Source organism: Halorubrum tibetense (genome assembly GCF_055396225.1).
In genome coordinates, this window is record NZ_AP043742.1 from 1,409,866 (window position 1) to 1,428,459 (window position 18,594).

Consider the following 18,594-nt stretch of genomic DNA (forward strand, 5'->3'; position numbering starts at 1 on the left):
CAAATGCCACACCAGTGTATCGAGTGCGGTCGAACGTTCCCTGACGGCTCCAAGGAGATGCTTTCCGGATGTCCGGACTGTGGCGGAAACAAGTTCCAGTTCCGGCCTCGTAATAAAGCGAAAAGCGAGAAAACGGCCGAGACTGAAGGGTCTGAGCCAGGATCGGTGAAAGAGAACGAACCCACCACGAACGAACCCGTCCCGAATCAACCCACCACGAACGAACCCGTCCCGAATCAACCCACCACGAGTGAACCCACCCCGGATCAACCCGACCGTGACGACACCGAGTCGGAGCCGGCTCGTGAACCGCCGACGACTAGCGACCGTGATGGAAGTTCTCCGGTCACCGCGTCCTCCCCTTCCTCTACTGATCGGGACTCGAACGAGCCGAAGAGAAAATCGGGCGACTCGGATACCAGCAACACCGCAACGGACGCGGAGCAGCTTCGGGACGACGGAACCGAGGACACCGCACAGGCAAGCGCACGATCGGATGTAGTGACGCCCGACGAGCTCGATCGGGCGAGCCAAGACGTTGCGGGTCCCGACCCCTCCGAGGTAGACAACGAAACTGCACCCCGTCCCGATGTCGACGAACTCCGCCACGAACTCAACGAACAGTTCGAGAGCATCAGGATCGTCAGTCCGGGACAGTACGAGCTCAACCTCATGGAACTGTACGACCGTCAGGAGTACATCATCTCGCTTCAAGAAGACGGGAGATACGTTATCGAGATGCCGGATGCGTGGGGCGTTTCGGACGAATAAAACGAAGGCCTCGTCTACATCTTGACTCGGATTCGTCCTACCACTTTCTGTACTACTTCCCGTATCACTCCCTGATGTTTGGGCGGTGATGTGGACGGCGACCATTGTCGAAGTGGACACAGTTATCCGCCACCCTCAACTACGGAACCCCATGCTCAGTGTTCACTGGACGACTTCGCCCACCGAGTCTCGGGCCTCTCTCAGCTCAGCTCGTACGTCTCTTACCCGCATCATAACGGATCGTGGCCGATCAATATCGACTCGTGGCCGATCAATATCGACTCGTGGTCAGTCCGTATCGACTCAGGGTCAGTTCGCATCGGCTCCCGACCGACCCGTATCGGAGGCGATATGCGCGTAGTCGCGAAGTTCGGTGGGACGAGTCTCGGTAGCGGCGACCGGATCGAGCGGGCAGCCGAATCGGTCGCCAACGCGGTCGACGCGGGTCACGAGATCGCCGTCGTCGCTAGCGCGATGGGATCCACTACGGACGATCTACTCGAAGACATCACCTTCGAGACGAACGACGAGGACCGTGCGGAGATCGTCTCGATGGGAGAACGGACGAGCGTCCGCATGTTGAAAGCCGCACTCGCTGTTCGCGACATCGACGCGGTGTTTCTCGAACCCGGCCACCCGGACTGGCCGGTCATCACCAACGAGCTCGGCGAGGTCGACGTCGAGGAAACTCGTCGACGGGCCGGGATCCTCGCCGACAGACTCGATGGCGTCGTTCCGATCATTACGGGGTTTCTCGCGGAGGACCACGACGGTAACGTCACGACGCTGGGTCGGGGCGGGTCGGACACGACCGCCGTCATGCTCGGCAACTACATGAACGCCGACGAGGTAGTTATCGTCACGGACGTCGAAGGCGTGATGACGGGTGACCCCCGTGTCGTCGAGGGGGCACGGAACGTCGGACGGATCACGGTCGACGAACTCCGAAACCTGTCGTTCCGCGGGGCGGAGGTCGTCGCTCCCTCGGCGCTCTCGTATAAAAACGAGAACCTCGCGGTTCGGGTGGTTCATTACCAGCACGGAGACCTGTTACGAGGCGGTACACGGATCGAAGGGCAGTTCGAGAGCCTCATCGATATGCGCGAGACGCCGCTCGCCTGTCTCACCGTCGCGGGGCGTGCGATCCGGAACCGACCCGGGATCCTCTCCGAACTTGCCGACCCACTTCGAGACGAGGGGATCAACATCGACGCGGTCGCGTCCGGGATGGACTCCGTCACGTTCTACGTTGATGTCGACATCGCCGAACGCGCCGAGGCCCTCCTCCACGAGGGCGTCGTCGCCGACGAGGCGCTCTCGTCGGTCACCGTCGCGGACCCGATCGCGGTGATACGGGTGACTGGCGGCGAGCTCCCGAACCAGTCCGGCGTCATTCAGGATATCATCAGCCCGCTCGCGGACTCCGGGATCAACATCATCGACCTGATCACCAGCGCGACCTCCGTCGCCGTGTTCGTCGACTGGGACGACCGCGAACGAGCGCTTGAGATCGTCCAACAGCGGTTCGACTGACTCGGTTCCCGTAAACCCACCCCGCTTCTCACTCGTCACGACCCACGTTGTCTCTCCCCCACTATCGAGTCACTCCCCGATATCCAGCCGAAACCGGGTGGTGTCACCACCGTCGAACCGCGGTCCGGCTCCATAGGCTTCGAACCCGGCGGCCTCGACGATCCGGATCCGATCCTCGTCGTCGTTCGGAACCACGACGTCGACGTCCATTCGTTCCCTCTCAGCGAACCGACGGGGCTCCTCGAACAGGCGGCGAACCGCCTCTTCCGTTCCCCCGAAGTCGGTGACGTTGACGACCTCCGAACCCGCATCGAACGCGAGAAATCCCACAACGATGTCGCCGCTGTCGGCGTCGCTGTGGTCGCCGCTGTCGGCGTCGCTGTCGGAGCCACTGTGTTCGTCCCCAGCTGTTGTCGTCTGCTCTTCCCGACTTTCACCGTTCGACCCCCTGGTTTCCGGTCCGCGTACGGCGACGCGAACCGACCGATCGTGAACGAGATCGACGACCACGTCGTGGGGACGGCCAGTCAGGTCCGCGAGCGCGGCCGCATCCGATTCGAGGGCGTCGCGGATACGCATACCTCCGTTATCTCACCGAGACGTATAAATCCGGACCCCGCGAGCAGGAGCGGTGATCTCGAGCTGCCGTGTCTCATCCATACTCGGACCGGAGGGAACTGCCTTGACGACGACCGAATGAATTTAACAGGTCGGTGTCCACGACTCGTTTATGAGCAAAGCAACCAAGGTCGTTCTCGGAACGGTCGGCGTGTCGGCCGCCCTGTCGATTCTCATCATCCTCTCGTACGTCTTCGGCGCTCTCGCATAATGTTCTCAGTACGCGAGCTAGACACCGACTTGGAACGGGTCCGTGACCGCCACGCCCCGGGCTCACCGGTGATCGATGTCGCGTCCGATTTCGAGACGATCCCACCCACCGTAGCAGAGGACCTCGGGCTGTTCGTCGACGGGTTGGAACCGGCCTCAGCTCCGGCGGAGTGGCTCCCGGAAACGGTCCCTGATCGTCTACGCGCGTACGCGGGACCAACGTTTACTGTCGGACTGCCCGGAGGTGGAACCGTTATTCGAACCACGCAGACCGACCCACCCGCCATGCTGGTGAAACGGCGAGCCGAAGGGACGCCTGACGACTTCCTTGCGTTCCTCATCGCTGACCGACTCGTCCAGATCGGTCTCAAGCCGACACCGGCGTCTATCTCATCTTCCGCCCCCTCATCCACCCGGTCCGACGGGGTGCCCGATCCCGGCGTTCCGGAGACGTTCCTCCCGTTCTTCGGTCCGCAGTATCCCGCACTCGACGCCGCGGTTCGGCGGCCGGACCCCGAACCGGGCGAAACACGGACGGGATTCGGCCCGAACGACGTATATCAGGTCGGGGCCGCGCTGTTCGACGCGTGGATCGGTCTCCACACGCGACCGGTGTTCGCGTCTTGGGAGGAGCAGTTCCCCCGACTGTACGACGCTTGGATGGACGCGGGCGAGCGTCTCGAAGGGCGGCTCCCCGAACTCGCGGGCGAGGTTGCACGCGGGGAGACGGCGTTTCCGGCCGCTACCGAGTACGCGTGCTCGGCGGTCAGACACGGGCTCGACCTCCCCGCCCCCTTCTCGGCGCTCGACACGAGCGCGTACCGCGATCGCGGAGCGCCCTACGCGGTGACGTGGGCGGAGAAGACGTTCGAATCGCTGACCGACACGTAGCGGTCGACCGTGTCGCGGCCAGACATCCGACTGTCAGTTCCGACCGATCCCGGAACGCTACGCTGAGGGCAGCTCGACGGTCACGTTTCCGTCCTCGTCGAGATCGATGACGCCGTCGAACAAGTCGCGGAACCGGTCGAGGGTCGCGACCTCGTGGACCTCCTCGGAGAGGTGGAAGATGCCGACCGCGTCGTGTTCGTCCAACAGATCGAGGATCTCGGCGGCCGCCTCGTACACCGCGTCGTCGTCGGCGTAGTATGCCATTTCAGTAAGCGAATCTACAGACACTCGGCGTTTTCCGTCGTTTTCTTTCAGGAACCGACCGACACGATCGACGACTCCCTCCACGTCGTCCGGCGCGGAGACGTAGTACACGTCGTCGCTCGACCGCCGGGAGTACCCGCGTTCGACGGAGAGCGTATCGAGGATAGTCGCTTTCCCCTCGTCGACGTCGTAGTACTCCAGCTTCTGTTCGACCTCGCGGGCGGTCGTTCGAGTCGAAACCACGAGGAACGCGTCGGTGTCGGTCTTCAAGAAGTCGGTGTCGATCCGGTCCGTCTCGCCGATGCTCGGGTGAACGAGGAGGAGTCCCGTGCCGCCGGGGATCGTTTTGGGTCCGTTCTCGACCGCGAGCGTGTACTCCATACTCGTGGCAACCGCCGGATCGACTTAACGGTGCGGGGCTGGGCGCTCCCCGACGAACATCTCGGGTCACGAGGTCGTCTCCTCCCGGACGGCTTTTGACACACCCGGCCGTTGAGACAGCCGAATGACCGGACACGAAACTGCACGAGAGGTGTATCGGCAGGCGCTTCCCGTCATCCTCGTCAGCTTGATCGCGGGACTGTTCGCGGGAACGATCCTCGGGTCCGAGTCCATGCGTGACGGTATCGAGAGCGTCCCCGGGATCCTCCTTCTTCTGCCAGCATTTCTCGCCACACGTGGCGGTGTTTACGGCTCGCTCGGTGCTCGTCTCTCGACGGGGCTCCACCAGGGGTTGATCGAGCCCCGGTTCGAGCTCGACCGCCACCTCACGAACGCCATCGTCGCCTCGTTCATCAACGGGATGGCGGTCTCCGTGTTCATCGCGGTGATCACCTACTTCACCCTGTTCCTGTTCGGGGGTGGCGGGAACCTCGTCGAGCTCGTCGGCATCATGGTGATAGCCGGGTTCCTCTCGGCGGTGCTCATGCTCTCGGTGCTCATCACGGTCATCTTCCTCGGGTTCCGTCGAGGACTCAATCCTGACAACGTGATCGGTCCGGTCGTGACGACGCTCGGGGACGTGTTCGGTATCCTCTTTCTCCTCGTCGGGATCTACGTCGTCGGGGTGATCGTGTGAGCGACCCCGACTCGAACCCCCCGTCCGATCCGGACTCGGATCGTCCCCGCGATACCGACCCGAATCAGCCCCCGGACTCGGATCGCCCTCGTTCCGAGTCCGACCCCGCAAGCGATCCGCCGACGACGGATACCACTCGGATCGCCGTGGGGGTCGGCGACACGCTCGAGGACATCCTTGAGGACGTGACCCGGCCCATCCCGGAGGAACCGATCGAACCCACGCGAGCGGAGACGGCCTCGACGGAGTCGCCCGGCGTCGACGAGTGGGCGATCCGCCGAATCGTTTGGACGATGGTCCCGCTCCTCGCGGCCCTTTCCGTGCTTCAACTCGTGTCCGGGAGCGTGCTGGAGGGATTCGAGGAAACGCTGTTGCAGTACCCCGCACTGCTCGTGTTGGTCCCGGTTCAGATCGGAACCGCCGGCAACCTCGCATCGATCATGTGCTCGCGGCTCACGACACAGCTGTACCTCGGGACGTACGAGCCGAGCCTCTCGAATCCGGGGGTTCGCGCCAACGTGGGCGCGGTGTTCGCGCTGGCTGGAACCGTTTTCGGGGTCGTCGGAGTCGCGGCGTGGGCGATCGGCCTCGCACTCGGTGGCGCGCTCGCGCTCGGTTCCGTGCTCCTCATCTCGCTCGTTTCGGGGATGCTGCTCGCGGTCCTCGTCGTCGTCGCGAGCGTCGTTTCCGTCGAAGCCTCCTACCGGATCGGGCTCAACCCCGACGACACGACGATCCCGGTCGTCACGAACGTCTGTGACGTGCTCGGGGTCCTGATCCTGTTCGGGGTCGTCACGGTCGTTGTGTGACTCGGTTCATGCGGTGACGTTCGCGTTGGCCCTTGGCTCCTCGCGGTCGATCCGGTTTTGACCCCACCGTTCGTCTCCCCGGTATGAGCGTTAGAGCGGAGTTCGACGAGTGGGCGACGTCGGGGAAGGACCGCGGTATGGAGGACCGGCACTGGCACACGGCGAAACACGTCCTCGCGCGCATGCCAGTCGAGGCGGGCGACACCGTGCTCGACCTGGGAACCGGCTCCGGCTACGCACTTCGAGCGCTCCGCGAGCGCGACGTGGGCCGCGGGTACGGGCTCGACGGCGCACCGGAGATGGCTCGGAACGCCCGGGGCTACACCGACGACGACGCGATCGGCTACGTCGTCGGCGACTTCGACGCGCTCCCCTTCGCCGACGACTCGATCGACCACGTGTTCTCGATGGAGGCCTTCTACTACGCCGCGGACCCGAATCACACGTTGGAAGAGGTCCGTCGCGTGCTCGCGCCCGGGGGGACGTTTTACTGTGCGGTGAACTACTTCGCCGAGAGCGAACACACCCACGAGTGGCAGGAGAACATCTCCGTCGACATGACGCTGTGGGACCGCGCGGAGTACCGTCAGGCGTTCCGTGACGCTGGACTGTACGTCGCCGAACAGGACGCGATCCCCGACCGCGAAATCGAGATCCCGCCCGCAGAGTCGTTCCCGACTGAGGACTGGGAGAGCCGCGACGCGATGGTCGACCGATATCGGACGTGGGGGACGTTGCTGACGGTCGGCGTCGCGCCCTGATCAGTCGGAAACGTGCCTTGGCCGCCGGTGACGACTTCCCGGCGCGCAGCCCTCCCTTGGAACGCTTATAAGGAGTGATCGGCTCCCGAGACGACCGCGAGCGGGCCGGGGGATCGTCGGACTCGGGGCTCTGCCGTTCCTGTGCTCGGTCGTCTCTGTGCTCGGTGCCGTGTCGTCGTGCGGTCCGTTCCCGCACAACCGAGGCCGTTAAGGGGGAACCGCAGAAAACCCTACCCGATAATGCCCAGCGGAGAGTACGACCCCGACACCGCCGAGCCGCACTGGCAGCGGCGATGGGTCGACGAGGAGACGTACGCGTACCCCGACGAGCCCGTCGATCCGAACACCGCCTTCTCCATCGACACGCCCCCGCCGACCGTCTCGGGGAGCCTCCACTGGGGCCACGTATACGGCTCGATCCTGCAGGACGTCGTCGCCCGGTTCCACCGGATGTACGACAGCGAGGTGTTCTACCCGTTCGGCTACGACGACAACGGGATCGCCTCCGAACGGCTCGCCGAGCGCGAGCTCGACATCCGCCATCAGGACTACGACCGCCACGAGTTCCAGGAAAAGACTCGGGAGGTGTGCCAGCAGTACGAGGACGAGTTCACCGAGAAGATGCAGGGGGTCGGCCTCTCCATCGACTGGAACAACACCTATCAGACGATCTCTCCCGAGGTCCAGCGTGTCTCCCAACTCTCCTTCATCGACCTGTACGAGCAGGGTCGTGAGTACCGTCAGGAAGCGCCAGCGATCTGGTGTCCCGAGTGTGAGACCGCCATCTCACAGGTCGAAACCGAAGACGACGAACAGGACTCACACTTCCACGACATCGAGTTTGGCGTCGCGGACGCCGGCCGTGACATCCCCGGGACGTTCACGATCTCGACGACCCGCCCCGAACTCCTGCCCGCCTGTGTCGCTGTCTTCGTTCATCCAGAGGACGACGACAACCAGGTTCTGGTCGGCGAGTCAGCCGAGATCCCCCTGTTCGGCCATGAAGTCCCGATCATCGCCGACGACCGCGTCGACATGGAGACGGGGTCCGGGATCGTGATGTGTTGTACCTTCGGCGACCAGAACGACATCGAGTGGTACCAGGCACACGATCTGGACCTCCGTGTCGCCATCGACGAGTCCGCGCACATGACTGCGGTCGCGGACGAGTACGAGGGACTCCACGCATCGGAGGCCCGCGAGGCGATCGTCGCCGATCTCGACGACGCCGGCGCGCTGTTGGACCGATGGGAGATCTCCCACACCGTCAACGTCCACGAGCGGTGCGGTACCGGGGTCGAATTCCTCGTCACCGAGCAGTGGTACATCGAGGTCCTAGATAAACGCGAGGAGTACCTTCAGGCTGGCCGCGATATGGAGTGGTTCCCTGACAAGATGTTCACCCGGTACAAACACTGGGTCGAAGGGCTCCAGTGGGACTGGCTCATCTCGCGGCAGCGTTCCTCCGGGATCCCCTTCCCCGTCTGGTACTGTGCCGACTGTGACCACGAGGTCGTCGCCGAGAAGGCTGATCTCCCCGTCGACCCCCTCGCTGACGACCCACCAGTCGATGTGTGCCCCGAGTGTGGGGGCGAGTCGTTCGTCCCCGAGGACGACGTGCTGGACACGTGGGCGACATCCTCGCTCACCCCGCTCATCAACGCGGGCTGGGACTGGAACGACGAGGCGGGGGAGTTCACGATGGAGCGCCCGGAGATATACCCGATGGACGTCCGTCCGCAGGGCCACGACATCATCTCCTTCTGGCTGTTCCACACCGTCATCAAGTGTTACGAACACACCGACGAGGTCCCGTTCGAATCCACGATGATCAACGGGATGGTGCTCGACGAGAACCGCGAGAAGATGTCCAAATCGAAGGGGAACATCGTTGCGCCCGATGAGGTCCTCGAAAAGTATCCCGTCGACGCCGCCCGCTACTGGGCCACCGGGTCGGCCATCGGCGACGACCTCCCGTATCAGGAGAAGGGGCTCCGGGCGGGCGAGAAACTCATCCGGAAGCTCTGGAACGCCTCCAAGCTCGTCGAGTCGCTCGCGCCGGAGCCGTTCCCGCCGGAGCCCGACGACGGCCTCCGCGAGCTCGACCGATGGCTGCTCGCGGAGCTCGACCGCGAGCTCGACACTCTGACCGACCGACTGGCGAACCGCGAGTTCTCGAAGGCTCGTGACGACCTGCGGGGCTTCTTCTGGAACACGTTCTGTGACGACTACCTCGAGATCGCCAAACAGCGTGCGGACGACTCGGCGGCGTACACGCTTCGGACCGCCCATCGCCGGTTCTTGAAGACGTTTGCCCCGACGCTCGCACACGTCACTGAGGAGCTGTGGCAGGACATGTACGCAGAGCGCGTGGCGGACTCGCCGGACGATATCACTGTCAACCCCGCCGCGAGCGAGTCCGTCCATCTCGCCGACTGGCCCGAACCTGTTGGCGCCGACGCGGACCACGATGCGGGTGTCGCGGCGATGGCTGTCGTCGGCGCTCTCCGTCGATATAAAAGCGAGAATCAGCTCCCACTCAACGCCGAGCTCGACACTGTCGAAGTGTACGCGGACATCCGCGGCTTCGAGGCCGATATCACTGGCGTGATGCACGTCGACAACCTCCGAGTCCATCCCGACGCCGACGCGCCAATCGAGACCGTCGTCACCGGGATCGACCTCGACTACGCCACCGTTGGTCCCAAACACGGGAACCGCGTCGGCGACATCGAGGCCGCGCTCGCGAGCGACGACTACGAGATCGACGGTGACCGCCTCCACGTTGCGGACGTGACCCTCGAAGCGGACGAGTTTGCGGTCGAAGAGGCACGCCAGTACGCGGGTTCGGGTGAACTGCTCGACGCCGACGACGTCGTGGTCATCGTCGACGACGAGTAAACTCGCCCGGACTGGACCGAGAGCTTACTCCAGGTCCGCGCCCACGGCGTCCTCGACGGTGTCGAATCCGTCGCGGTCGAGCAGCCGGATAAGCCCGCGGTTGATGTCACGGGCGACGCCCGGTCCCTCGTACACGAGTGCGGTGTACAGCTGGACAACCGACGCCCCTGCGCGGATCTTCTCGTAGGCTCCCTCTGCGTTGGCTATCCCACCGACGCCGACGACCGGAACGTCCGTCCGTTCGGCGACGAACCGGACGAGCTCCGTCGAACTGTCCTCGATCGGCTTCCCCGAGAGGCCACCCCGCTCGGCGCGGTTCGGGCTGGCAAGTCCCTCGGGACGCGACGTCGTCGTGTTGGTCGCGATCACTCCATCGAGCCCGACTTCATCGACGACGGCGAGCGCCTCCTCGATCGCTGCCTCCGGTAGATCCGGGGAGAGCTTGACCAACAGTGGGGCGGCTCCGGCGTCGGCAAGGCTCCCGAGGATCCGTTCGAGCGCCTCACGGTTCTGTAGCTCTCGAAGCCCGGGCGTGTTCGGGCTCGACACGTTGACAACGAAGTAATCCCCGTGTTCCGCGACGCGTTCGTAGGTGTAGCGGTAGTCGTCCGCCGCTTCCGCTAGCGGCGTCGATTTCGACTTGCCGATGTTGATCCCCACGGGGACGTCAGCCGCGGGGCTCCGGCGGAGACGATCCCCGACGCGGTCGGCTCCCTCGTTGTTGAACCCCATTCGGTTTATCAACGCCTCGTCCTCACGAAGCCTGAAGAGGCGTGGCCGCGGGTTCCCCGGCTGCTTTTCGGCCGTGACGCCACCGACCTCGACGTGACCGAACCCGAGCGCGGCGAGCGCCCGCGGAACTTCGGCGTTCTTGTCGAACCCGGCAGCGACGCCGATCGGGTTCGGGAACGCGGTGTCGAACACGGTCGTCTCCAGCCGTTCGTTGCTCACGACGTATCGCTTCCGAGCTGCCGCCGAAACAGGCGTTCCCTGTACGCCGCGTAACAGGTGGTGGACCGCGTTGTGTGCCGTTTCCGGCGGAACCGCGAACAGTGCCGGCTTCAGGAGATCGTATACGCCCATCGTTCGGATCTCGTCACGGACCCCAATCAATCCGCCGACTACACCGGAAGAAACGGGTACTCTCGTCGTCGAGTCGAGGGTACTCTGTCGACCACCGGACTAAAAGTCGTGTTCGAGCTGTTCGGGGTTCGAATCCGCCTTCTGGATGATTATTTTCCCGTCGCGAACACGGACGAACACCTCGTCGCCGATCTCCATCCCCGCCACCGCGAGTTCGTCCTCATGGAGGTTCACGTGGACGTTATGATACTCCCCGTCCTCGTCTTTGGCGCCACTCGGGCTGAGCTTCTTTTTACGAACCATCGCGGTTGTATGGCTCGCACTTCGCGACAGCAGACATATAAGTGTTGTTTACGGTGTTCCTGACTCCCCTCACGCGCTGGGCTAGCCAGTACCCGAACCGGTTCCACGATCCGTCCCAAGCTCGCTGCTTTGCCGGGCTACCGATTACCGAATCCACGGTTTCTGGCGCCATCATTTATAAGTCATGTACCGTCCAGTTTTCATTTCCCCGATATATTTATTACACACTGTGTGCTGGTTTGGCATGGAGGTAAAACCATGGTACGTGAAGACGGTAAGCGAAACTTCGCCCTCCGGGAGGAGGACGGGTCGGAACCGAGCGAGTTCTCCGGAAACATGCCGCGACAGGCCGCACTCAAGGCGGCTCGAACGCTCGAACCGGGCCCCTCCGAAGAGGAGGCGGAGCGAACGACGATCAGACTACGGGAGAAAGGGACGGAAAAAGTCCACGAGTACGAGGGGTGGGCGTGGAAAGCCAGTGCGCCGGAGGTCGACGAGGCTGACGACGACTTCTGGCTCAATGACCTCGACGATATCACGAAGGCGAACGTCTCGAAACAAGGTATCGAGTACCTCGACGACGAGTAGCCGGACCGATCGCCGCTCCACCCCGTCCTGCCTTCTTTTCATACACCGGGAGTGTCGAGTCCAGAACTCGAATGTGCCCTCTCCGGAGGAGACGTCTTCCGGTCGTAGCGGCGATCAGCCACCCGGTTCTCATCGACCGTCGCCCCCGGCATGAAACCGCATGACGTGGCGGTGGTAGTTCGACGGGGTTAAGTACAACCCGGGCATTCGGACTAATGCGAAGAACGCACCGCGAACTCGGGCCGTTCAACCCGGCCCGGTTTCGCTGGACCGAAACGAGTCCGATGGGTTTATAACCCATGCCGGACAACGTTCAGGTCCGCGAAGGATGAGGATCTCGCCCCCTGTGCTCCGGCATAAGAGGGGATCTGATGTGAGCCTTGGTAGTTCGGTGTCATCCGGAACGCCGGTGACACTGGACACCATATTGGACCATGCAATGGTGTGTTGACACTACGTCAACACCCGCCAACATAACCCCCCTCGCACCGGGAATCAGGCGCGAGGGTATTCATTCCGGTTGATCCTGCCGGAGGCCATTGCTATTGGGATCCGATTTAGCCATGCTAGTTGCACGAGTTCAGACTCGTAGCGAATAGCTCAGTAACACGTGGCCAAACTACCCTTCGGAGCACCATACCCTCGGGAAACTGAGGCTAATAGTGCATCCCGCACTCACCCTGGAATGGCGAGTGCGTCAAACGCTCCGGCGCCGAAGGATGTGGCTGCGGCCGATTAGGTAGACGGTGGGGTAACGGCCCACCGTGCCGATAATCGGTACGGGTCATGAGAGTGAGAACCCGGAGACGGAATCTGAGACAAGATTCCGGGCCCTACGGGGCGCAGCAGGCGCGAAACCTTTACACTGCACGACAGTGCGATAAGGGGATCCCAAGTGCGTAGGCATAGAGCCTACGCTTTTGTACACCCTAGGGAGGTGTCCGAATAAGGGCTGGGCAAGACCGGTGCCAGCCGCCGCGGTAATACCGGCAGCCCGAGTGATGGCCGATCTTATTGGGCCTAAAGCGTCCGTAGCTGGCCGTGAAAGTCCATCGGGAAATCCACCCGCTCAACGGGTGGACGTCCGGTGGAAACTTCACGGCTTGGGACCGGAAGGCGCGACGGGTACGTCCGGGGTAGGAGTGAAATCCCGTAATCCTGGACGGACCGCCGATGGCGAAAGCACGTCGCGAGAACGGATCCGACAGTGAGGGACGAAAGCTAGGGTCTCGAACCGGATTAGATACCCGGGTAGTCCTAGCCGTAAACAATGCCTGCTAGGTGTGGCTCCCACTACGAGTGGGTGCTGTGCCGTAGGGAAGCCGCTAAGCAGGCCGCCTGGGAAGTACGTCCGCAAGGATGAAACTTAAAGGAATTGGCGGGGGAGCACTACAACCGGAGGAGCCTGCGGTTTAATTGGACTCAACGCCGGACATCTCACCAGCATCGACTGTGGTAATGACGGTCAGGTTGATGACCTCGCCACGAGCCACAGAGAGGAGGTGCATGGCCGCCGTCAGCTCGTACCGTGAGGCGTCCTGTTAAGTCAGGCAACGAGCGAGACCCGCATCCTTACTTGCCAGCAACACTGCGAAGTGGTTGGGGACAGTAAGGAGACTGCCGTGGCCAACACGGAGGAAGGAACGGGCAACGGTAGGTCAGTATGCCCCGAATGTGCTGGGCAACACGCGGGCTACAATGGTCAGGACAAAGGGTTCCTACTCCGAAAGGAGACGGTAATCTCAGAAACCTGATCGTAGTTCGGATTGTGGGCTGCAACTCGCCCACATGAAGCTGGATTCGGTAGTAATCGCGTGTCACAAGCGCGCGGTGAATACGTCCCTGCTCCTTGCACACACCGCCCGTCAAAGCACCCGAGTGAGGTCCGGATGAGGCGCGTTCCACGCGTCGAATCTGGGCTTCGCAAGGGGGCTTAAGTCGTAACAAGGTAGCCGTAGGGGAATCTGCGGCTGGATCACCTCCACAGACCCGAGACTCACCCACACGGGTGAGCTCACCTTTCGACCGTCACCACGACGGTCACTACTCATTCGCACGGTCCACGTCCACGTCACCGCCGCTCCGGACACCTACGAACTACCACGGCTCACACTACACACGACACATACCGACCACCACCCCTTCCCGCAAGGGAAGGTGGGCTCATAGCTCAGCGGTAGAGTGCCTCCCTTGCAAGGAGGATGCCCTGGGTTCGAATCCCAGTGAGTCCATGTCCCCCGACGCGAATCCGTCCCCTTAAGTGGGAGACGCGACTCGGTTGGGATAGACGACCGATGCACCATCCCGGGAAACCGCGGATGGGAAGGGTTCGACGAACACCCCGCCAGGGTGATTCGATGACGACCGTGTATACGTGCGATCCAGACGTCCACTGAACTCATCCGAGTTCGTGGAACGTCAGTAAACCATATACAGTCGGGTGACATTATAGTCACTTGACACACTACTGGCTACTGTGCCAGCTGGTGAATGGCTCGGCTCGAGAGCCGATGAAGGACGTGCCAAGCTGCGAAAAGCTCGTGGGACCCGCATGGAGGGAAAGAACACGAGATCTCCGAATCGGAATCCGTCTAACAATTGCCACGCGCAATAGGGAACTCCCTGAATTGAAACATCTCAGTAAGGGAAGGACAAGAACGCAACAGCGATGTCGTCAGTAACCGCGAGTAAACGCGACACAGCCCAAACCGAAGGTCTTCGGACCAATGTGGTGTTCGGGTTGACAACCAAAACGCGAGCTCTCATTCGAAGTCTCCTGGAACGGAGCGTGAAACAGGGTGACAACCCCGTAGAATGAGACAGTACCGTTGGCGTCAATACCAGAGTAGCAGGGGTCGGATATCCTCTGTGAACGCCCCAGGCATCCCCTGGGAAGGCTAAACACTCCTCGAGACCGATAGCGAACAAGTAGCGTGAGCGAACGCTGAAAAGCACCCCGAGAAGGGCGGTGCAATAGGGCCTGAAATCAGTTGGCGATCGAGCGACAGGGCGTACAAGGCGTCTCTTGAAACGACCGAGAAGCGATTCTCTAGTAGGAAAAGAGACGAGCCGGCGTCGTGTCGTGCGTTTTGAAAAACGACCCAGGGAGTGTACTTACATGGCGAGTCTAACTCGTGAACCGAGGAAGGCGCAGGGAAACCGATACGGCCGCAGCACTTTGTGTGAGGGCCACCGTGTTCAAGCGCGGGGAGTCATGTGGGTACGACCCGAAACCAGGCGATCTATACGCGAGCAAGGTGAAGCGTGGCGAAAGCCACGTGGAGGCCTGTTAGAGTTGGTATTCTACAATATCCTCTCGTGACTCGTGTATAGGGGTGAAAGGCCCATCGAGCCTGGCAACAGCTGGTTCCGACCGAAACATGTCGAAGCATGACCTCTTCCGAGGTAGCCCGCGGGGTAGAGCTACCGATTGGATGACCCGCCTCCGAGAGGAGTCGGCCATCCTGTCGAACTCCAAACCCGCAGGCGCTGTAGACGAAGGGAGTCCGGTGCGCGGGGTAAGCCTGTGTACCGTGAGGGGAACAACCCAGAGCCGGGTTAAGGTCCCAAAGTGTAGATTAAGTGCGATTCGAAGGTGGTCTCAAGCCCTAAACAGCCGGGAGGTGAGCTTAGAAGCAGCTACCCTCTAAGAAAAGCGTAACAGCTTACCGGCCGAGGTTTGAGGCGCCCAAAATGATCGGGGCTCAAATCTACCACCGAGACCTGGCCGTGCCCGTAACAGGGCAACCGCGTAGGTCGGCGTACTGTCCGGATGGAAGCACGGGTGAGAACTCGTGTGGACCGTTCAGTAACGACAATCCTGGTCACAGTAGCAGCGATAGTCGGGTGAGAACCTCGACGGCCTGATGTGTAAGGGTTCCTCGGCACTGCCAATCAGCCGAGGGTCAGCCGGTCCTAAGATGCACCGCAACTCGACTGCATCAACGGGAAACTGGTTAATATTCCAGTGCCATCGTGCAATAAAAGTCGACGCCGTGTGGAACGCTGAGCCGGGCTTTCGCCCGGTCAAATCATGGAAGCTCGTGGACGCCGTCACGGCACGAAGCGAGCGAAACGTGAGATAGCGCAAGTCAGCCGTACATAGGGCCCGTGAAAAGACGAGCACGATGTCCGTACCGAGATCCGACACAGGTACACTGCCAGCGCAAGGCAAGGCCTGTCGGGAGAACCGACGTTAGGGAATTCGGCAAGTTAGTCCCGTACCTTCGGAAGAAGGGATGCCTGCTCTCGACGGAGCAGGTCGCAGTGACTCGGGCGCTCCGACTGTCTAATAACAACACAGGTGACCGCAAATCCGCAAGGACTCGTACGGTCACTGAATCCTGCCCAGTGCGGGTATCTGAACACCTCGTACAAGAGGACGAAGGACCCGTCAACGGCGGGGGTAACTATGACCCTCTTAAGGTAGCGTAGTACCTTGCCGCTTCAGTAGCGGCTTGCATGAATGGATAAACGAGAGCGCCACTGTCCCAACGTTGGACCCGGTGAACTGTACGTTCCAGTGCGGAGTCTGGAGACCCCCAAGGGGAAGCGAAGACCCTATAGAGCTTTACTGCAGGCTGTCGCTGAGACGTGGTCGCCGATGTGCAGCATAGGTAGGAGTCACTACACAGGTACGTGCGCCAGCACGCCACCGAGACAACATTGAAATACTACCCGTCGGTGACTGCGACTCTCACTCCGGGAGGAGTACACCGGTAGCCGGGCAGTTTGACTGGGGCGGTACGCGCTCGAAAAGATATCGAGCGCGCCCGAAGATCATCTCAGCCGGGTCGGGAATCCGGCGAAGAGCGCAAGAGCACAAGATGGTCTGACAGTGTCATTCCCAACGAGTGACGCTGACGCGAAAGCGTGGTCTAGCGAACCTACGAGGCTCCGAGATGGGGCCCGTAGATGACAGAAAAGCTACCTTAGGGATAACAGAGTCGTCACCCGCAAGAGCACATATCGACCGGGTGGCTTGCTACCTCGATGTCGGTTCCCTCCATCCTGCCCGTGCAGAAGCGGGCAAGGGTGAGGTTGTTCGCCTATTAAAGGAGGTCGTGAGCTGGGTTTAGACCGTCGTGAGACAGGTCGGCTGCTATCTATTGGGGGTGTTGTGGTACTTGACGTGAACGAACGTATAGTACGAGAGGAACTACGTTTGGTCGCCACTGGTGTACCGGTTGTGCGAGAGCGCAGATGCCGGGTAGCCACGCGACACGGGGTAAGAGCTGAACGCATCTAAGCTCGAAACCCACATGGAAAAGAAGTACCGTAGAGGTCACTCGTAGAAGACGAGTTAGATAGACTCGGGATGTACGCGTCGAGGCAACGAGGCGTTGAGTCCACGAGCACTAACAGACCGAAGCCACAGTCATAGGTTGACTGGCTTCCACACTCGCATGAGTTCAGGCGGTAACTGGATCGCACGTAAACACGGTAGTCCGGTCGAGAGACCGGGACCACCGACACAGGAGTCTCTCTGTTCAAGACGGAGAGTCTCGGTTCGATTCCGAGAGTCGGCGTAAGGGCGGCCATAGCGGTGGGGAAACACCCGTACCCGTTCCGAACACGGAAGTTAAGCCCACCAGCGTACCGGGAAGTACTGGAGTGCGCGAGCCTCTGGGAACCGCGGTTCGCCGCCCACCCATTCATACGCGGAACACAAAGCCCACGGACCGATGTCCGTGGGCTTTTTTCATATCTACAGAGCCGACCGCTAGGCTTAAACGCTCCACGTGGGTACGTTCGAACGCGCCAAGGTGGCAGAGTTCGGTCAGACGCAGCGGCCTGCAGAGCCGCCCAACGCCGGTTCAAATCCGGCCCTTGGCTTCTTATTCTTGTCCCGTCCCGTCGACGCAACGCGCTCCGGATCACTACTCGTTAGTAACCGTTATACGGGGGGTGACCCACAGACGAAGCATGCAACGACGCGCTGTAGCCGTATACGTGGCGCTCTTTCTGCTCGTCGCGAGCGTGGCCGGCGTCCTCGTGGTGACGGCGGAGGACCCGCAGGTCTCCCTTGACAACCCGGACTACGAGCTGTCGGAGGGCGACACGTTCGTGGTCGATGGCGAGGAGTACCTCGTTTCAGGGATCACGGTGACGGAGGGTGAGGACGACGAGGAGGACGAGATCACGGCACAGATCGAACGCGAGGAAGTCGTCGAACAGACCGAGACGTGGGCGAACGAGTCGACTGTTGAGGTCGACGAGCGTGAGTGGCAGGTGCGGATCACTGGCGACGACCCGGATTCGTTCACGCTCATCGAGGTGCTCGATCGGGAGGCGATACTGGCTGAAGACGACACGGCCGACAACGAGACGGTCGACCGTGACGGCGAGGAGTTCGTCGTCATCACGGACGAGGAGGGCGAGTCCCGACTCGTGCCGGCCGACGAGTACTTCCCGGCACCCGAGGAGCGAACGTACGACGTGGCTGATGAGTTCGCGTACGCGGACACCACGGTGGCCGTGGATTCGGTGACCCCTGACGAGGTCGTGATCGGGTGGATGGGACCGCAGACGACGACGATAGACGTGGCACAGGAGTCGACGGTGACGGTCGGCGAGACGGAGTTCATCGCACATTTCCCGAACGACTCGACGCTGACGCTGTCGACGGACATCGACGCCTATGACGCACAGCTGGCAGATATCGAGCGGTTCGATCAGCAGAACGACGGGCTGTGGCGCGTGCTCATCATCAGTGTTCTCTCCTCACTGGTGCTGGTCGCTGTCGCGTTCATGCCGTCGCGGTACTGAACCGTTCACCGGTTCC

At 61.8% G+C, this 18,594-nt stretch carries 14 protein-coding genes, 2 tRNA genes and 3 rRNA genes; 15 read left to right on the forward strand and 4 right to left on the reverse strand.

Features of this window, described 5'->3' with window-relative positions; translation table 11 throughout:
* The first annotated feature begins 3 nt into the window (after positions 1-3).
* Positions 4-771, forward strand: coding sequence for an OapC/ArvC family zinc-ribbon domain-containing protein (locus ACZ5TV_RS07110; protein WP_379778760.1), 768 nt, complete (start codon positions 4-6; stop codon positions 769-771).
* Positions 772-1,122: 351 nt separating this feature from the next.
* Positions 1,123-2,304, forward strand: coding sequence for an aspartate kinase (locus ACZ5TV_RS07115; RefSeq protein WP_379778757.1), 1,182 nt, complete (start codon positions 1,123-1,125; stop codon positions 2,302-2,304).
* Between the two features lie 69 nt (positions 2,305-2,373).
* Here ACZ5TV_RS07115 and ACZ5TV_RS07120 read toward each other — a convergent pair whose 3' ends face one another.
* The gene (locus ACZ5TV_RS07120; protein WP_379778755.1) at positions 2,374-2,883 is read right to left on the reverse strand and encodes a hypothetical protein; all 510 of its coding nucleotides are present in this window, start codon (positions 2,881-2,883) and stop codon (positions 2,374-2,376) included.
* Between the two features lie 151 nt (positions 2,884-3,034).
* Between ACZ5TV_RS07120 and ACZ5TV_RS07125 the strand changes: the two genes are divergently transcribed.
* Complete coding sequence (locus ACZ5TV_RS07125) at positions 3,035-3,133, forward strand: hypothetical protein (protein WP_464384290.1); 99 nt, start codon at positions 3,035-3,037, stop codon at positions 3,131-3,133.
* Positions 3,133-4,023, forward strand: a complete 891-nt coding sequence (locus ACZ5TV_RS07130; protein ID WP_379778752.1) for a DUF7089 family protein — start codon at positions 3,133-3,135, stop codon at positions 4,021-4,023. Before ACZ5TV_RS07125 ends, ACZ5TV_RS07130 begins: the two co-directional genes overlap by 1 nt.
* A gap of 57 nt (positions 4,024-4,080) precedes the next feature.
* On the opposite strand, the gene ACZ5TV_RS07135 is transcribed toward ACZ5TV_RS07130, so the two are convergent.
* A complete protein-coding gene (locus tag ACZ5TV_RS07135) occupies positions 4,081-4,668 on the reverse strand; it encodes a DUF7090 family protein (RefSeq protein WP_379778749.1) in 588 nt (195 codons plus the stop codon).
* A gap of 124 nt (positions 4,669-4,792) precedes the next feature.
* On the opposite strand from ACZ5TV_RS07135, the gene ACZ5TV_RS07140 reads away from it, so the two are divergent.
* The 4 genes from ACZ5TV_RS07140 (at position 4,793) to ACZ5TV_RS07155 (ending at position 9,836) form a co-directional block, all read left to right on the forward strand.
* Positions 4,793-5,365: a magnesium transporter gene (locus tag ACZ5TV_RS07140; protein WP_379778746.1), complete on the forward strand. Its 573-nt coding sequence runs from the start codon at positions 4,793-4,795 to the stop codon at positions 5,363-5,365.
* Between the two features lie 293 nt (positions 5,366-5,658).
* Positions 5,659-6,174, forward strand: coding sequence for a magnesium transporter (locus ACZ5TV_RS07145; RefSeq protein ID WP_379778799.1), 516 nt, complete (start codon positions 5,659-5,661; stop codon positions 6,172-6,174).
* 83 nt (positions 6,175-6,257) lie between these two features.
* Positions 6,258-6,935 (forward strand): class I SAM-dependent methyltransferase, encoded by a 678-nt coding sequence (locus ACZ5TV_RS07150; protein WP_379778743.1) that lies wholly within the window; start codon positions 6,258-6,260, stop codon positions 6,933-6,935.
* Positions 6,936-7,175: 240 nt separating this feature from the next.
* Entirely contained in the window at positions 7,176-9,836 is a 2,661-nt protein-coding gene (locus ACZ5TV_RS07155; protein WP_379778740.1) for a valine--tRNA ligase, read from the forward strand.
* Positions 9,837-9,860: 24 nt separating this feature from the next.
* Here ACZ5TV_RS07155 and ACZ5TV_RS07160 read toward each other — a convergent pair whose 3' ends face one another.
* Together ACZ5TV_RS07160 and ACZ5TV_RS07165 are read right to left on the reverse strand one after the other, a co-directional pair.
* Positions 9,861-10,919: a quinone-dependent dihydroorotate dehydrogenase gene (locus ACZ5TV_RS07160; protein WP_379778737.1), complete on the reverse strand. Its 1,059-nt coding sequence runs from the start codon at positions 10,917-10,919 to the stop codon at positions 9,861-9,863.
* A 99-nt stretch (positions 10,920-11,018) separates the two neighbouring features.
* A complete protein-coding gene (locus ACZ5TV_RS07165) occupies positions 11,019-11,222 on the reverse strand; it encodes a hypothetical protein (RefSeq protein ID WP_379778734.1) in 204 nt (67 codons plus the stop codon).
* A gap of 258 nt (positions 11,223-11,480) precedes the next feature.
* On the opposite strand from ACZ5TV_RS07165, the gene ACZ5TV_RS07170 reads away from it, so the two are divergent.
* The 7 genes from ACZ5TV_RS07170 to ACZ5TV_RS07200 all read left to right on the forward strand — a co-directional run bounded on the left by ACZ5TV_RS07170 (position 11,481) and on the right by ACZ5TV_RS07200 (position 18,578).
* On the forward strand, positions 11,481-11,810 hold the full coding sequence (locus ACZ5TV_RS07170) for a non-histone chromosomal MC1 family protein (protein WP_379778731.1): 330 nt from the start codon (positions 11,481-11,483) through the stop codon (positions 11,808-11,810).
* 513 nt (positions 11,811-12,323) lie between these two features.
* Positions 12,324-13,794 (forward strand): 16S ribosomal RNA (locus ACZ5TV_RS07175).
* Between the two features lie 175 nt (positions 13,795-13,969).
* Positions 13,970-14,041: transfer RNA gene (locus ACZ5TV_RS07180), tRNA-Ala, on the forward strand.
* Positions 14,042-14,272: 231 nt separating this feature from the next.
* A 23S ribosomal RNA gene (locus ACZ5TV_RS07185) occupies positions 14,273-17,192 on the forward strand.
* A gap of 147 nt (positions 17,193-17,339) precedes the next feature.
* Positions 17,340-17,461, forward strand: a 5S ribosomal RNA gene (gene rrf, locus ACZ5TV_RS07190).
* The 16S, 23S and 5S rRNA genes sit together here with 2 tRNA genes alongside, the layout of an rRNA operon.
* A 108-nt stretch (positions 17,462-17,569) precedes the next feature.
* Positions 17,570-17,645 (forward strand) — tRNA-Cys (locus tag ACZ5TV_RS07195).
* Between the two features lie 90 nt (positions 17,646-17,735).
* Positions 17,736-18,578 carry a hypothetical protein gene (locus tag ACZ5TV_RS07200; RefSeq protein WP_379783037.1) on the forward strand — a complete coding sequence of 281 codons (843 nt, stop codon included), beginning with the start codon at positions 17,736-17,738 and terminating at the stop codon, positions 18,576-18,578.
* Positions 18,579-18,594: the final 16 nt, after the last annotated feature.

Bases quoted from the DNA above. Each gene is read 5' to 3' on its own strand.
- ACZ5TV_RS07110 (WP_379778760.1), top strand. From the start codon at position 4: ATGCCACACCAGTGTATCGAGTGCGGTCGAACGTTCCCTGACGGCTCC.
- ACZ5TV_RS07115 (WP_379778757.1), top strand. From the start codon at position 1,123: ATGCGCGTAGTCGCGAAGTTCGGTGGGACGAGTCTCGGTAGCGGCGAC.
- ACZ5TV_RS07120 (WP_379778755.1), bottom strand. From the start codon at position 2,883: ATGCGTATCCGCGACGCCCTCGAATCGGATGCGGCCGCGCTCGCGGAC.
- ACZ5TV_RS07125 (WP_464384290.1), top strand. From the start codon at position 3,035: ATGAGCAAAGCAACCAAGGTCGTTCTCGGAACGGTCGGCGTGTCGGCC.
- ACZ5TV_RS07130 (WP_379778752.1), top strand. From the start codon at position 3,133: ATGTTCTCAGTACGCGAGCTAGACACCGACTTGGAACGGGTCCGTGAC.
- ACZ5TV_RS07135 (WP_379778749.1), bottom strand. From the start codon at position 4,668: ATGGAGTACACGCTCGCGGTCGAGAACGGACCCAAAACGATCCCCGGC.
- ACZ5TV_RS07140 (WP_379778746.1), top strand. From the start codon at position 4,793: ATGACCGGACACGAAACTGCACGAGAGGTGTATCGGCAGGCGCTTCCC.
- ACZ5TV_RS07145 (WP_379778799.1), top strand. From the start codon at position 5,659: ATGGTCCCGCTCCTCGCGGCCCTTTCCGTGCTTCAACTCGTGTCCGGG.
- ACZ5TV_RS07150 (WP_379778743.1), top strand. From the start codon at position 6,258: ATGAGCGTTAGAGCGGAGTTCGACGAGTGGGCGACGTCGGGGAAGGAC.
- ACZ5TV_RS07155 (WP_379778740.1), top strand. From the start codon at position 7,176: ATGCCCAGCGGAGAGTACGACCCCGACACCGCCGAGCCGCACTGGCAG.
- ACZ5TV_RS07160 (WP_379778737.1), bottom strand. From the start codon at position 10,919: ATGGGCGTATACGATCTCCTGAAGCCGGCACTGTTCGCGGTTCCGCCG.
- ACZ5TV_RS07165 (WP_379778734.1), bottom strand. From the start codon at position 11,222: ATGGTTCGTAAAAAGAAGCTCAGCCCGAGTGGCGCCAAAGACGAGGAC.
- ACZ5TV_RS07170 (WP_379778731.1), top strand. From the start codon at position 11,481: ATGGTACGTGAAGACGGTAAGCGAAACTTCGCCCTCCGGGAGGAGGAC.
- ACZ5TV_RS07200 (WP_379783037.1), top strand. From the start codon at position 17,736: ATGCAACGACGCGCTGTAGCCGTATACGTGGCGCTCTTTCTGCTCGTC.